The 14,798-nt window shown below is 60.8% G+C and carries 15 protein-coding genes; 4 read left to right on the top strand and 11 right to left on the bottom strand.

Annotation, left to right across the window (positions count from 1 at the left end; genetic code table 11):
* The 3 genes from H7847_RS16295 (at position 1) to H7847_RS16305 (ending at position 4,571) form a co-directional block, all read left to right on the top strand.
* On the top strand, positions 1-684 hold the full coding sequence (locus tag H7847_RS16295; RefSeq protein WP_227270544.1) for an HdaA/DnaA family protein: 684 nt from the start codon (positions 1-3) through the stop codon (positions 682-684).
* Positions 685-724: 40 nt separating this feature from the next.
* Positions 725-2,899 carry an RNA degradosome polyphosphate kinase gene (locus tag H7847_RS16300; RefSeq protein ID WP_227270545.1) on the top strand — a complete coding sequence of 725 codons (2,175 nt, stop codon included), beginning with the start codon at positions 725-727 and terminating at the stop codon, positions 2,897-2,899.
* A 109-nt stretch (positions 2,900-3,008) separates the two neighbouring features.
* A complete protein-coding gene (locus H7847_RS16305) occupies positions 3,009-4,571 on the top strand; it encodes a Ppx/GppA family phosphatase (protein ID WP_227270620.1) in 1,563 nt (520 codons plus the stop codon).
* Here H7847_RS16305 and H7847_RS16310 read toward each other — a convergent pair.
* Genes H7847_RS16310 through H7847_RS16340 form a run of 7 tightly spaced genes read right to left on the bottom strand, consistent with a single transcriptional unit; the run spans position 4,568 to position 10,883 of the window.
* Positions 4,568-4,918: a hypothetical protein gene (locus H7847_RS16310; protein WP_227270546.1), complete on the bottom strand. Its 351-nt coding sequence runs from the start codon at positions 4,916-4,918 to the stop codon at positions 4,568-4,570. The genes H7847_RS16305 and H7847_RS16310 overlap by 4 nt on opposite strands.
* A gap of 38 nt (positions 4,919-4,956) precedes the next feature.
* Entirely contained in the window at positions 4,957-5,964 is a 1,008-nt protein-coding gene (locus tag H7847_RS16315; RefSeq protein WP_227270547.1) for an endonuclease/exonuclease/phosphatase family protein, read from the bottom strand.
* A complete protein-coding gene (locus H7847_RS16320; protein ID WP_227270548.1) occupies positions 5,964-6,644 on the bottom strand; it encodes a molecular chaperone DjiA in 681 nt (226 codons plus the stop codon). The genes H7847_RS16315 and H7847_RS16320 overlap by 1 nt, the downstream gene beginning before the upstream one ends.
* A 40-nt stretch (positions 6,645-6,684) precedes the next feature.
* Positions 6,685-7,173 carry a GNAT family N-acetyltransferase gene (locus H7847_RS16325; protein WP_227270549.1) on the bottom strand — a complete coding sequence of 163 codons (489 nt, stop codon included), beginning with the start codon at positions 7,171-7,173 and terminating at the stop codon, positions 6,685-6,687.
* Complete coding sequence (locus tag H7847_RS16330; RefSeq protein WP_227270550.1) at positions 7,170-7,787, bottom strand: VOC family protein; 618 nt, start codon at positions 7,785-7,787, stop codon at positions 7,170-7,172. Before H7847_RS16330 ends, H7847_RS16325 begins: the two co-directional genes overlap by 4 nt.
* Positions 7,784-9,913, bottom strand: a complete 2,130-nt coding sequence (gene scpA / locus H7847_RS16335; protein WP_227270551.1) for a methylmalonyl-CoA mutase — start codon at positions 9,911-9,913, stop codon at positions 7,784-7,786. The genes H7847_RS16330 and scpA overlap by 4 nt, the downstream gene beginning before the upstream one ends.
* Positions 9,876-10,883, bottom strand: coding sequence for a hypothetical protein (locus tag H7847_RS16340; RefSeq protein WP_227270552.1), 1,008 nt, complete (start codon positions 10,881-10,883; stop codon positions 9,876-9,878). The genes scpA and H7847_RS16340 overlap by 38 nt, the downstream gene beginning before the upstream one ends.
* A 99-nt stretch (positions 10,884-10,982) precedes the next feature.
* On the opposite strand from H7847_RS16340, the gene H7847_RS16345 reads away from it, so the two are divergent.
* Complete coding sequence (locus H7847_RS16345) at positions 10,983-11,438, top strand: DUF4174 domain-containing protein (RefSeq protein WP_227270553.1); 456 nt, start codon at positions 10,983-10,985, stop codon at positions 11,436-11,438.
* A gap of 48 nt (positions 11,439-11,486) precedes the next feature.
* Here the strand turns inward: H7847_RS16345 and H7847_RS16350 are convergent, their stop codons facing one another.
* From H7847_RS16350 to H7847_RS16365, 4 genes are all read right to left on the bottom strand, one after another.
* Positions 11,487-13,532 (bottom strand): acetyl-CoA carboxylase biotin carboxylase subunit, encoded by a 2,046-nt coding sequence (locus H7847_RS16350; protein WP_227270554.1) that lies wholly within the window; start codon positions 13,530-13,532, stop codon positions 11,487-11,489.
* Between the two features lie 116 nt (positions 13,533-13,648).
* Complete coding sequence (locus tag H7847_RS16355) at positions 13,649-13,855, bottom strand: hypothetical protein (protein WP_227270555.1); 207 nt, start codon at positions 13,853-13,855, stop codon at positions 13,649-13,651.
* A 313-nt stretch (positions 13,856-14,168) separates the two neighbouring features.
* Positions 14,169-14,516: a hypothetical protein gene (locus tag H7847_RS16360; RefSeq protein WP_227270556.1), complete on the bottom strand. Its 348-nt coding sequence runs from the start codon at positions 14,514-14,516 to the stop codon at positions 14,169-14,171.
* Positions 14,517-14,582: 66 nt separating this feature from the next.
* Positions 14,583-14,723, bottom strand: coding sequence for a hypothetical protein (locus H7847_RS16365; RefSeq protein ID WP_227270557.1), 141 nt, complete (start codon positions 14,721-14,723; stop codon positions 14,583-14,585).
* Positions 14,724-14,798 lie beyond the last annotated feature (75 nt).

The following is a 14,798-nucleotide window of genomic DNA, read 5'->3' on the forward strand; positions in this document are numbered from 1 at the left end:
ATGCCGCGACAGCTGGGGTTGGATCTGCCAGGCATCACTGCCCTGGGGCGCGCCGATTTTCTGGTGGCTGCGTCCAATGCGCTGGCCGTGACGCTGATCGAAGACTGGCAGACCTGGGCCGGGCGCAAGCTGGTGCTGACAGGGCCCGAAGGATCAGGCAAAACCCATCTGACCCATGTATGGGCCAGCCTCAGCGGCGCGCAAATCTGTGCCGCTGCCGACCTGTCCGACCTGGATATCCCAACGCTGGCCCAAGGTCAGGTCGCTGTCGAGGACGTCCCGCAGATCGCAGGCGACGCAGAGGCGCAAACCGCCCTCTTTCATCTGCACAATCTGGTGCTGGCAGAAGGCCACGCGCTCCTTCTGACCGGTGAAGGCGCCGCCACCCATTGGGCGCTGGATCTGCCGGATCTGGCCAGCCGCATTGCCGGAACACATGCTGTCGCCCTGAAAACGCCCGACGATGCGCTGCTGTCGGCGGTTCTGGCCAAGCTCTTTTCCGATCGGCAGATCACGCCCAAACCAGATCTGATCCCCTATCTGATCCGGCGGATTGATCGTTCCTTTGCGGCGGCGCGTGACATCGTGGCGGCACTCGATGCGGCGTCTCTCGCCGAAAAACGGCCTATTACCCGCAGCTTCGCGGCGGCAGTGCTGGACAACCGCGTGCCGCCTGCGCGATAACTGTCATTCAGCCGTTACACTCTCCGCCAAAAAGGCCGCCATGACACAATCAGATTTCCTGTCCGCCGATTTCCCGGACGCCGTCGACATTCCTGATCTTGATATCTCGGGCCCGGAGCGGTTTTTCAACCGCGAACTGAGCTGGCTTGGCTTTAACTGGCGCGTGCTGGAAGAAGCCGAAAACCCGCGCGTCCCCCTACTGGAACGTCTGCGCTTTTTGTCGATCTCCGCCACCAACCTTGACGAATTCTACACCGTGCGCGTGGCGGGCCTGCGTGAACTGGCGATGGCCGGCAACACCACGCCGGCGGCCGACGGGCTCAGCCCGACAGAGCAACTGGTCCTGATCGACAACAACGCCCGCAAACTGATGGAAACGCAGCAACGGGTGCTGATGGCGCTCCTGTCCGAACTGGAAGACCAGAACATTGCGGTGCTGCGCCGCGACAACCTGACGGCGGCGGATAAGAAACACCTAGACGAAGTTTTTCTGACCCAGGTCTTTGCGGTGCTGTCGCCGCTTGCGATTGACCCGGCACACCCGTTTCCCTTCATCCCCAACACGGGCTACGCACTGGCGTTGCAGTTGGAACGCACCCAAGACAAGCGCCCGCTGCAAGCGCTTTTGCCGATCCCGGCGCAGATCGACCGCTTTGTGCCGCTGCCCGCCGAGAGCGGAACCCACAGGTTCTTGCCGCTTGAAGAACTGCTGGTGATAAACATCACGCAGCTTTTCCCAGGCTATAAACTGAAGGACTATTTCGAGTTTCGCGTTCTGCGCGACAGCGATCTGGAGGTCGAAGAAGAAGCTGAAGACCTCGTGCGCGAATTCGAAGTGGCGCTGAAACGACGCCGGCGCGGTGAAGTTGTCCGGCTCACCCACTCCGCCGGAGCTCCGGCCAAGCTGAAATCGGTCATCATGGAGGAGCTGGGCGTTGATCAGAATGAGGTGATCGAACTGAATGGCATGGTCGGCATGTCCGACCTCAAGGAACTCGTGCTGGATGCCCGACCCGATCTGCTCTGGCCCAATTTCACGCCCCGGGTGCCTGAAAGGGTGAGCGATCACGATGGCGATATGCTGGCGGCGATCCATAACAAGGACATGTTGCTGCACCACCCCTACGAGACTTTCGACATGGTGGTGCGCTTCCTCCAGCAGGCAGCACGTGACCCGAATGTCGTGGCGATCAAACAGACGCTCTACCGCACATCGCGCGACAGCCCCATTGTCGAAGCACTCTGCGAGGCCGCGGAAGACGGCAAATCCGTGACAGCCCTCGTTGAGCTCAAGGCCCGCTTTGACGAAGCCGCCAACATCCGCCAGTCGCGGCGCCTGGAACGGGCGGGCGCCCATGTGGTCTACGGCTTTCTGGATCTCAAAACGCACGCCAAGATTTCGACCATCGTGCGGCGCGAGGGCGATCAGCTGGTGACCTATACGCATTATGGCACCGGCAACTACCATCCGATTACAGCGCGGGTCTACACGGACCTGTCCTTTTTTACCTGCGATACGGCCCTTGGACGCGATGCAACCAAGGTGTTCAATTACCTGTCGGGCTATGCACAGCCCGAAAAGCTCGACAATCTGGCAATCTCGCCCACCACGCTCAAGCCACGCCTGCTGGAGCTGATTGCAGCCGAAGCCGGGCATGCCCATGCGGGCAAGCCTGCCGTGATCTGGGCCAAGATGAACTCGCTCATCGACAGCGAAGTGATCGATGCGCTTTATGCGGCCAGTCAGGCAGGCGTCAAAATCAGTCTGGTTATTCGCGGGATCTGCGGTCTGCGCCCCGGCGTCAAAGGGCTCAGCGACAATATTCGCGTGAAATCCATCGTCGGTCGGTTTCTGGAACACTCCCGCATCGTGTGCTTTGGCAATGGCGCCGGGCTGCCGCATAAGAAGGCCCGTGTGTTTATTTCTTCGGCGGATTGGATGGGGCGCAACCTCAACCGTCGCGTTGAAACTCTGGTGGAGATCGAGAACCCCACTGTCAAAGCGCAAATCGTCAGTCAGATCCTCGCCGCCAATCTGGCCGATGTGGCGCAAAGCTGGGTCATGGGACCCGATGGTGTCTTTGAACGCCCGCCCCTGCCTGAGGGGACTTTTGCCTTTAACTGTCACCGCTTTTTCATGGAGAATCCGTCGCTGTCGGGGCGCGGATCGGCGGGTGCCTCGGATGTCCCGAAGCTGACCCATACCGAAGACTGACCCCCTTCGGGGTCAAAATCGGACGAACCGCATCAACTATCTTGCCATCTGTGCATTGACCCGGCAGTGTTTTTTGAACAGGCTGCACCGGAACAATATCCGAATGCCTATGAACCAGACGCTGCAAAAGCCCCGACCCGCAGACATCGGCCATCCGGACGCTGGTCTTTTCGGGCAGGCTTTGTTTCAGGATCCGAGCGCACGCGCCCTGTCGCGAGTGGGTGTTGTGGATGTGGGCTCGAACTCGGTCCGGCTGGTGGTTTTTGACGGGGCTGCGCGCAGCCCGGCATATTTCTACAACGAAAAGATCATGTGCGCCCTCGGCGCCGGGCTGTCGCAATCCGGTGTGCTGAACCCCGAAGGCCGGGTGCGCGCGCTCAATGCGCTGCGGCGCTTTCAGCATCTGGCGCAGGGCATGGGATTGCCGACCCTGACCGTCGTGGCGACAGCGGCGATACGTGATGCCAGCGATGGCGCGGACTTCTGCGAAGAGGTCCGGCGCACAACGGGGCTGCGCATCTGGGTCATTGACGGCGAGGAGGAGGCGCGCCTCTCTGCGCAGGGGGTCCTGCTGGGTTGGCCGGGATCTTACGGCCTGGTCTGCGATATCGGCGGCTCTTCGATGGAGCTGGCCGAAATCGCCGAAGGCCGCGTCGGGCGGCGCGTGACCTCGTCTCTCGGGCCGCTGAAGCTGCGCGAGATCAAGGGCGGCAAGAAAGGCCGCGCCATCCATATCAAGGACACAATGGCAAAGCTCGAAGAGGCCATGGGCCTCCAGCGCGACAGGTTGTTTCTGGTGGGGGGGTCTTGGCGTGCCATTGCGCGGATCGATATGCACCGGCGCGGCTACCCGCTACAGGTGTTGCATGAATACCGGATGACGGCCCGCTCGGTCAGCGCCACGGTGAAATACATCGACGCCTCCGATCTGGATGCGCTGCGCAGCGCCTGCGGGATCTCTAACGCGCGCATGAACCTTGTTCCGCTGGCGGCGGAGGTGCTCAGCCGTCTGATCACAACGTTCAAACCCAAGGATATCGCAATCTCCTCTTACGGCATCCGTGAGGGGATGCTTTATGAGCAGATGCCCCAGCGTCTGCGCGACCGGGACCCGCTGATCGAGTCCTGTCGCTTTGCCGAGGCCAAAGACGCGCGTATGCCGGGGTTTGGCAAATCGCTCTACGGCTTCATCCACCCGCTGTTCAAGTCCGCACCGCCTGCACGGCGCAGACTTATCAAAGCCGCCTGCCTTTTGCATGACGTCAGTTGGCGCGCCCATCCCGACTACCGCGCAGAGACCTGTTTTGACAACGCGACCCGCGCCAATCTGGGCGGGCTGAAGCATTCAGAGCGGGTGTTTCTCGGGCTTGCCCTCTTGCATCGCTACTCCAACAAACGCGAGGGCACCCGCTTTGCCGAGCTTTACGACCTGATCGATGAACGCGATCAGCGCGATGCGGAAATCCTGGGAAAAGCCATGCGCTTTGGGTCAATGCTGTGGATGACCCAAGATGCAGAACGCGGTACATTCCGCTGGTTTCCAAAGAAAAAACATCTGCAACTGCGCCTGACACAGGATATGGTCCCGCTCTTTGGTGAGGTCGCCGAGGCCCGGCTGATGTCGCTCGCGGCCTCGATGGAAGCCAGCGTCGAGGTCAAGCAAGTCCGTTAGAGCTCGATTTGCGGCGTAAGCTCAGGCGCGGGGTCGCGTTCAGGATCAGGTATGGGGCGGTTTTCGGGATCGGGTTTGCGACGGATGATGATATCGCCATTGTCTAGTATCTCGGGCGGGTCGTAGACGGACCAGTCCTTGACCTCTTCCATCAGCTCGATCATCGCCGGACCCATCGCATCCATGAACCCCTGCATTTCGGTCCAGGCGGGTTCTATCTCTTGCAAAAGCCCCTCGAGAAACTGTTGCGCGCCGCGCTCCATCAAGGAGGTGCCGTCGTCGTCCTGCGCGGCCAGCGGGCCGAGCGGCAAGGTCAGCGCAACAAAAATGGCAAAAATCTTTTTCATAGCCAATATGATACCGCAGGTTTTGCGATTCTGACAGGTCAGACGGCCAAGTCAATCGAGACTGGAAAATGGTCCGATGCGGTGACCAATGCCTGCCGCAGCGCCTCATCCGCCCAGCAGGCCGGATCGTCTAGCGGGTGCCAGATGCGCCAACTTGGCCCCAGACTGCGCAGATCAGGGGAGACCATGATGTAATCCAAGAGCGCCTGGAGATAGCTTTTTTCGGTCTTGATCCAGAACCGCGCGGTGGTCGGCGCCGGCCCGAACCGATGCGTCAGCGCGCGTTCGGCATGCGGATCATAGAGCTGGCGGCCCGCCCCGCGCCCCAAGACGATTTCAACGGAGGAGTGGCCAAAAAGATCCTCAAAGATATCGAGCCCCGGCCCGTCGTTCATGTCCCCCATCACGATCAGCGGCAGCGCTTCGTCCAGCACTTGGTCGATGCGGGCGCGCAGCCATATCGCCTGCGCCAACTGTTTGCGGCGATTGGCGATTGCCACAGGTTTAATGTCATCGGGGGATTTGGCGGCGTGGGGTGCTTTGGATTTCAGATGCACACCGATCATGTGAAATTCAAACCCCGATGCCGTCAGAGCCGAGAGTTCCAGCGGTGGTTTGGAGAAGCGCACAGCGTCCTTGGTCGCATCCACGTCCAGATCAATGGAAAACACCCCATCAAAACGGGGGATGTCCAGATGGCCCGCCCGGGGCGTATGCTGCAACGTCAGCACATCCGGGTCATAGAGCATTGCAATCTCCTGATGGGTATCATTGGCAAATCCCAGAATGGCCGCGCGGGTGCGCAGGCCATAGACTTGCGCAAAATCTTCAAGCGCGCTGATTGTGTCCCGCTTGCTGCCCGAATCCGGGGCCTCGATCACCATGACCGCATCGGCATCCATCGCCGCAAAGACATGACCCAAAGCATCGGCCTGTGCCTGCCGCGTGACCTTGTAGCGCGCCGACCACGTCTGGTCGCGCTGCAGCCTGTTGTCATCGTCAAAGAGCGTATTGAACCACTCAACATTGTAAGTGGCCAGCCGCATCAGGCGTCTTGTGCCTCGATCTCGTCCCAGGCGCGGTTGATATCTGCGATCCGTTTTTGCGCCAGTTGCAGCGCCTCTTCGGGCACGCCGCGCGCGATCATCGCATCAGGATGATTCTCGCGCACCAACCGCCGATAAGCCCGGCGGATCTGCTCGCCCGACATGTCGGGGGTCACCCCCAGAACCGTGTAGGGATCCTTTGGCGCATTCGGTGCAAAACGCATCCGCAACGCCTTGAATTCAGCCTCGGGCAGACCGAAGATCCGGGTTACCTCCTCCAAAAACGCATTCTCGTTTGGGTGATAGAACCCGTCCGCCATCGCGATGTGAAACAACCCCTCCAGCAAGTCGCGCAGCGTCCCTGTTTCGCCCTGAAACATCACGCTGATCCGCTGGGCATATTCCTCAAAGCCCGCCGCATCCTGCCGCGCAAGATTAAAGACCTTGGCGGCCCCGGCCTCATCCTGTGCCGCGATGTGAAACACCTCGCGAAAGGCGGTCACCTCATCGCGGGTCACCTGGCCGTCCGCCTTGGCCATCTTTGCCCCGAGCGCGATGACAGCAATGGTAAAGGCGACGGAGCGTTCGGGCGGGCTGCGCAACCGATCAAAAACAGCCGACAGCCCTTCGCCCGCCGCCAGGGCGGACAGGGCGTCAGATATGCGGGACCAAATGGACATGGTCAAGATCATAGCCGCTGCCCGTCAGCATGTCAGGCCATCATCGGTCTGTCATTAGGTTTTTCTGCATCAGGATCAGATCAAGCCGCTGACCTGCTTTCTGGCCCACCTCGGGCAGATGCCCGACCGTGGTGAACCCATGCGCAGTGTGAAAATCAACCGCCTGCAGGTTCGCACCGCTGATTGCCGCCACCATCACGTGATAGCCGCCCGCACGCGCGGCGGTCTCGGCCTGATGCATCAACCGGCGACCGATCTGCTGACCTTGGGCGGCAGGTGCGACCACAATGCTGTGTTCGCAGGTCTCAGCGTAACCGGGTCCGGACCTGAAGGGGCCAAAGGTCACAAACCCGGTCAGGGCATTGCCCGCCGTGGCCACAAGAAACTGGCCCTCACGTTCCGCAATCAGATCTTCGATCTCCTTTGCAGACTTTTCCTGGGTTGTGAAGGTTGCCAGAGTGTCCCGGATCATCCAGTTCCACAACTCTGCGATCTGAAGCGCATCGTTGACGGTCGCCGCGCGGATCACCCCTCAATCACCCGCACGCCATGGGGCGTTGCAAACGCCGCCTGCAGGCCAGCGGGGCCGGTTTCAAAACGGATCCTGTCATCGGACAAAAGCCCCGACAGCGCAGCGTGCAGCTCGGACACCTCTGGATGCCGCACAACAAGCTGGCGGAGCCGCACGCCAGAGGCGTTCAACATATCACAGGGATGGGTTTCCGTCCGCCATTCGATCAACGCCGGGGCACAGTTGTCATAGGGCAGTATCCCGCTTTCCGGCACGCCCATCCGCCACCGCATCGCGCCGCGTTGCAGGTCAACCGGCACGCCGAGATCGTCCGGCAGCTGCGCAAGCGTTTGCTCCAGGTCATCGGTCCGGCAAATCCAGTTCGTCAACCGTGCGGGGCCGGAAAACCGGTCCAGATCAAACCAGCGCGGACGGGTAGGCGTGGGCGCCTCCGGATTGATGGCAATCGCCTCCAGATAGAGCCCGTCTTCCAACCCCAACAGCGCGTTATGCGTGAAAAACACATCATGCGTGCCCCCCGGTTGCAGGGCGACAGCCAGCGCCTCTTCGACATGGGCTTGCGCTGCCGCAAGAGTTTCACCCGCAACCGCGATATGATCGAAAGCGATCACGCCCGTGCTGCTGCGATCAGCTTGAGGATGTCCTGCGCAGCCTCGGGAATATTGGTGCCCGGACCAAAGATCGCCTTGACGCCGGCATCATAGAGGAACTGGTAGTCCTGCTGCGGGATCACCCCGCCGCAGATGACCAGAATGTCCTCGGCCCCTGCCTCTTTCAGCGTCGCAACCAACTGGGGTGCGAGGGTCTTGTGCCCGGCGGCCTGCGAGCTGATCCCAATCACATGGACATCGTTGTCCACTGCATCCTGGGCCGCCTCCGCCGGGGTCTGGAACAGCGGGCCGACATCGACATCAAACCCGATATCGGCAAAGGCCGTCGCGATAACCTTGGCCCCCCGATCATGCCCGTCCTGTCCCATCTTGACGACCAGCATCCGGGGGCGGCGCCCCTCGGCCTCGGCAAAATCCTCAACCGATTTCTGGATGGCCGCAAAGCCCGCGTCGCCCTCATAGGCCGCCCCGTAGACACCGGCGAGGGTTTTGACCTCGGCGCGGTGCCTGCCGAATATCTTTTCCATCGCCATGCTGATCTCTCCTACTGTGGCCCGGGCGCGGGCCGCTTCAACCGCCGCTTCGAGCAGATTTCCACCCTCTTCCGCGCGGCGGCTCACTTCGGCCAGAGCCGCGTCGCAGGCCTCGGCGTCGCGTGTGCTGCGCACGGCCTCAAGCCGCGCAATCTGGCTTTGGCGCACGGCGGCATTGTCAATATCGAGGATATCAATGGGGTCTTCTTTGTCGCGACGGTACTTATTCACCCCCACGATGACTTCGGTGCCGCGGTCGATGTTCGCCTGCCGGGTTGCCGCGGCCTCTTCGATCCGCAGCTTGGGCATGCCGGTGGCCACGGCCTTGGTCATGCCGCCCATCTCTTCAACCTCTTCGATCAGCGCCCAGGCGGCCTCTGCCAGATCGGCGGTCAGCTTTTCGACATAGTAGGAGCCCGCCAGTGGATCAACCACATTGGTCACACCGGTTTCTTCCTGCAGGATCAGCTGCGTATTGCGCGCGATGCGGCTGGAGAACTCGGTGGGCAAAGCAATCGCCTCGTCCAGCGCATTGGTGTGCAGCGACTGCGTGCCGCCCAGCACCGCACTCATCGCCTCATAGGCGGTGCGGACGACATTGTTATAGGGGTCTTGCTCCTGAAGGCTGACACCGGATGTCTGACAATGGGTCCGCAACATGGAGGATTTGGGATTCTTGGGCTCAAACTCCGCCATGATCCGCGACCAGAGCAGACGGGCGGCGCGCAGTTTCGCGGCCTCCATGAAGAAGTTCATGCCGATGGCAAAGAAAAAGCTGAGCCGGCCCGCGAATTTATCCACATCCATGCCCCGGTCGATGGCCGCGCGCACATATTCGCGCCCGTCCGCCAGGGTAAAGGCCAGCTCCTGCACCAGGTTCGCCCCCGCCTCCTGCATGTGGTAGCCGGAGATCGAGATCGAGTTGAACTTCGGCATCTCGGCCGAGGTGTATTCGATGATATCCGCAATGATCCGCATTGAGGGTTCGGGCGGATAGACATAGGTGTTGCGCACCATGAATTCCTTGAGGATGTCATTCTGTATGGTCCCGGACAGAACCGCCCGATCATGACCCTGTTCCTCGCCTGCCACGATGAAATTCGCCAGGATCGGGATCACAGCGCCGTTCATCGTCATCGAAACCGACACCTTGTCGAGCGGGATGCCGTCAAACAGGATTTTCATGTCCTCAATGCTGTCGATGGCGACCCCGGCCTTGCCCACATCGCCCTCAACACGCGGGTGGTCGCTGTCGTATCCGCGGTGCGTGGCCAGGTCGAAGGCGACCGACACACCCTGCTGACCGTTGGCCAGGGCCTGGCGGTAAAAGGCATTTGATTCCTCGGCAGTGGAGAACCCGGCGTACTGGCGGATCGTCCAGGGACGGCCTGCATACATGGTCGCCTTGACGCCGCGCGTGTAGGGTGCCTGGCCCGGTGTGGAGCCCAGATGTTCCAGCCCTTCAAGGTCTTCCTCTGTGTAGATCGGCTGGACGTCGATCCCTTCAAGCGTATGCCATGTCAGGTCTTCAACCGGCCTGCCGCGCAGTTCAGCTTCAGCCAGGTCGCGCCATATGTCTTTCTTCGAGCTCATCGAATTGTCCTTTTCTGTGTGTCACCGACGGCTGGGTTTTTCCCGCTCTGCTCTGGTGACTTTCCTCTATCAGTGTGGCCAGGCCCTCTGCGCCCGCTGTCAGCCACATCATATCATCCGCGTAGAGTTCCCGCAGCGCCGCATGCTCTTCGGTTGTAAAGGGGTTCCAGCGGCCCATCCCAAAGGGCAGCTCAGCACCGTCCACCCCCTGCCCGGCCACCGCGCGCCGCAGATCGGGGAGCTGGGGGGACCGGTTCAGGCAATATCGCTGCGCACTGCGCGGTGCGTCGATCTCTACGGCACGCGCCGCGAAAAGCTCAGGCTGTCCGCGATAGGCCTCAAAGGGATGCACTGAAATCCGCGCCTGCGGGGCCGCCGCTGCAACATCAGCGATCACGTCGCGCCATCCCCGAGGGGCCAGCGCCAGCTCTCTGAGCGCAGAACGCTCCGGCACCGGGTGTCCGCAAGAGACCCCATGGGCCAGCGCCGAACACCAGTAGAGCTCAAGACTGCGGATACTGAGCACAACCGACGTCACATGCCCCTCAAACGCGCGCATCAGCCGCGCAATCCGGGGACCTGCGTCCGCATAGAGCCTGCCCGACGACAGGTTTGAGCGAACGGTTCCCATCATATCCGCATCACTGACAACAAGCGTTTCGATCCCCTGCCGCGCCAGTTGGCTGAGGTGACGCTGCATGCGCTGCTGGCCCGCATCGGTCATGGTGCCGCCGTCGATCTGCACGTTCTGATCGACAAGGCCGTCATAGAGGCATCGGCGGGTCCGCTTGGGTCCCCAGAATCCGATCTTTCGCGCGGTCAGCGCCTCGGACTGGCTGCGCATATACGCCTGAAAGCTGGCCGTACCAGTGCGGTGTGCCCCGATATGCAAGATCACGTCCATGACGCGGGTCGCCCATTTTTCCAAAGCCGCCCCGGTCGGCAGAGATATCGGGGAATACGCGTGCATTACACCAAATCTCTTGCTGCGGATTTAATGGTAAATTTGCCGCCAATACCCATCGCAACTTGTGAAAAGTAACCTATATTACGCTCGACAGGAGAAATGATGAAACCATTGCTATCCCTTGTAATCGCGTGCTTTTTTGCAAATCCACTGGCTGCACAAGACCTTGAGGCCGCGGCCGATACAGCCTTGTTTTTTTCGATGGATGAAGTCGATTTAGAACAATTTAAATGGAAAAAGCGCCCCGTGGTGGTGTTTGCTGAATCGGATCTGGACCCCGCCTTCGTCGAACAAATGGCGCTTTTGGAGGCGCGGACGGCAGAATTGCAGGCCCGCGACGTGGTTGTCATCACTGACACCGAGCCCGGAACCCTGTCGGAACTGAGGCGCAAGCTCCGTCCGCGCGGGTTCATGTTGGTGCTGATAAACAAGGAAGGCACGGTCAACGTCCGCAAACCCTTCCCCTGGAACGTACGCGAAATCAGCCGCAGCATCGACAAGATGCCGATCCGGCAACGCGAGATTCGCGAGAACGGCACACGGGCCGGCGCAGGATAACCACAGCGCCCGCCCCTGTCAGCGATGCCCGTACGCGTTCTCATCGCTCTATTCGAACTCCATGATGATATCATCCACGGCCAGGCTGTCGCCAGCGGTGGCATTTACCTTGGTCACGGTGCCGCGACGCTCGGCGCGCAGGATGTTCTCCATCTTCATCGCCTCGATGGTGCAGAGCGCCTGTCCCTCCTGAACCTCATCGCCCACTGCAACGTCCAGCTTCACCACCAGTCCCGGCATCGGGCACAGCAGCATCTTTGACGTATCGGGCGGCAGTTTCTCGGGCATCTTGCGGGCAAGTTCCGCCTGACGCGGCGTGCGCACATGTACCTTGATGTCAGCCCCCCGGGTTCGGATGCGAAAGCCGCCCGAGATTTTGCCGACCTTCAGCACCAGCGGGGCATCCCCGACCCTCATCTCGGCCAGCTGATCGCCCGGCGTCCAGTCACCGGTGACCCTCAGATTTTCTCCCTCGCCCAGATGCACCGTAGCCCCGGACGGGTCTGCGTCGATGCTCAGATCGTAAGATGCGCCCTGCAGATGCACGTTCCACTCACGGCCTACCTTTCGCGCGTGGTTGTCCATCCGCCCCGAAACACGGGCCCGCCGGATCTCGGCCACGCGATGCATGGCGGCACAGGCCGCTGCAATCCGGCGCAGCTCTGGCTCCGGCAACACGACCCCCTCGAAACCCTCGGGATATTCCTCGGCAATGAAGGCGGTGGTCATATCGCCCGAGACGAACTTCGGATGGTCCATCACCGCCGACAGAAACGGCAGGTTATGCCCGATCCCTTCCACCTCAAAGCTGTCGAGCGCCACGCGCATCCGCTCAATCGCCTCCGCCCGCGTCGGGGCCCAGGTGCAGAGTTTGGCGATCATCGGGTCGTAATACATGCTGATCTCGCCGCCCTCATAGACCCCGGTATCATTGCGTACCGCCGTATCACCTGCCGGGGCCTCCCCCTGCCAGGTGCCCTGATCCAGGAGCGGCCCTGCCGCCACCTCCGCCGGGGGGCGGTAGCGCGTCAGGCGCCCGATCGAGGGCAGAAAGCCGCGGTAGGGATCCTCGGCATAAAGACGGTTTTCGATGGCCCAACCGGTCAGCGTCACATCATCTTGTGTGATCGTCAGTTTCTCACCATTGGCCACCCGGATCATCTGCTCGACCAGATCGACGCCGGTGATAAGCTCCGTCACCGGGTGCTCCACCTGCAAGCGGGTGTTCATCTCCAGAAAGTAGAAGTTCTTGTCGCCATCGACGATGAATTCGACCGTCCCGGCACTGGCATAGCCCACCGCTTGTGCAAGGGCCACGGCCTGCTCCCCCATGGCCTTGCGGGTGGCCTCGTCGAGGAACGGGCTCGGAGCTTCTTCGACCACCTTCTGGTTGCGGCGCTGGATCGAGCATTCACGCTCCCCCAGATAGATGCCGTTGCCGTGGCTGTCACAGAGCACCTGGATTTCGATGTGACGCGGCTGGGTGACGAATTTCTCGATAAAGATGCGATCATCGCCAAAGGAGTTCGCCGCCTCGTTCTTGGAGGATTGAAACCCCTCGCGGGCTTCATCATCGTTCCACGCGATCCGCATGCCCTTGCCACCCCCGCCCGCAGAAGCCTTGAGCATCACCGGGTAGCCGATCTCGGCCGAGATCTTGACCGCCTCCTCCGCATCCGCAATCAAGCCCATATGGCCAGGTACGGTGCTGACACCGGCCTCCTGCGCGATCTTCTTGGAGGTGATCTTGTCGCCCATCTTTTCGATGGCCCCCTTGGGCGGTCCGACAAAGGCCACACCTGCGGCCTCAAGCGCTTCGGCGAACCGGGCATTTTCCGAGAGGAACCCGTAGCCGGGGTGCACCGCCTGCGCGCCTGAGCTTTTGATCGCCTCCATCACCTTGTCGATGACGATATAGGACTGATTGGCAGGCGGCGGTCCGATGTGGACGGCTTCATCCGCCATCTGAACGTGCAGGGCCTGTTTATCAGCATCAGAATAAACCGCAACCGTGGTGATTCCCATTTTGCGGGCCGTCTTGATGACACGGCAGGCAATTTCACCACGGTTGGCAATGAGGATCTTATTGAACATGTGAGGTCTTTCCTTGGCAGGTCTGAAAATTGAGAAGCGCGCGCGCATGACGCAAAAAACCGTGCAGGCGAGGCCCGCACGGTTTGCTTTGCTGATGCTGTCTGGTGAGACGAGTGTCAGTTACACTGTGATGGATAAAGCTGACAGTAGGCCACATTACCTGCGGCGCCGACGGCCGCCCCTTTGGCAAGGCTGTTGTCGGTAACGACTGCAGCTCCTGCGCCGATTGCAGCGCCCCCCAGAGCCTGTTCGCCCAGAGTGTCACCACAGGCGGCAAGCCCGGCAAAAGCCACAAGTGCCAGTGCAGATTTCTTGAAAAGCATCGCTCAGTACCTCCGTTTTCATGTACGTCTTGGTAAAACGCGCCCGAGCCGACTTTATTCCCCTCAGACAAAGTTTTTCTGCTGAAAAAATTTTGCCCAAAAAAGACGGGCAACAAAAACGCGTTAACGCCATGTTGCCCGTCAGGGGAAGGGGTACGAATAGTGTACTCAGACGTAGTGCGGGGATATTCGCGTACGCCTGTAAGATCGACAATACCCGTTTTAGTTGAATTACGAAGCGAAAAATGCAGGAAGGGCCTTAAATCAGCCAAGCCTTGCCATTTCTGGAGGCAGTCGAGCAAAAACACGCCGATCACTCCTCGAAGGCTTCGGGGAAAGAGGCCCGCGCGACGCGCTCGTCGATGACAAGAAGCGACTCGTAGCTGGCCGGATCAAAGGGATCGGTGGCCGGGAGAACCTCGCGGCCAAAGAGCCAGGACAGGCGACCGGCATCAAGGTTACCACGCTCGAACGGCTGATCGCCAAAATGCTCCCAGAGCGCTTTGACAAAGGCCAGATCAGCCCGGCGGTCCGCAGGCTTGCGGTCCCGGAACCTTTCCCGCCGGGTCAGGGCGGTCACCCCGCGCGGATTAAAACGCCGCAGGGTAAAATGGTAATCCGTACCCGCCAGACGGCCGGGAAACCCGCGGTGTTTCAGCATGATACACCGCGATCCTGATGAGGAACGCCCCCCCGGTGCCTGCCAAGGCTGCGCGATCTGGAGGGTCTAGTTATACTTTCCGACAAAGCCGCCATCAGAAGCCCGGGGGGCCGGATCAACGACGACAAACTCCTCGGAGGTGTTCGTGCAGGCCGCGATGGCCGCCATGAACGCGACGGCTGCCAGTGATCTGAGGGGCTTTGACATGAAGGTCTCTCCTTGTTGGGTGCCAGATCGGGACCGGGCAACGCCTGAATCGATAAACCAACGGCACTCCGGCCC

The sequence above is a fragment of the Roseobacter weihaiensis genome (genome assembly GCF_020622345.1).
GTDB classification, from domain to species: Bacteria; Pseudomonadota; Alphaproteobacteria; order Rhodobacterales; family Rhodobacteraceae; genus Roseobacter; species Roseobacter weihaiensis.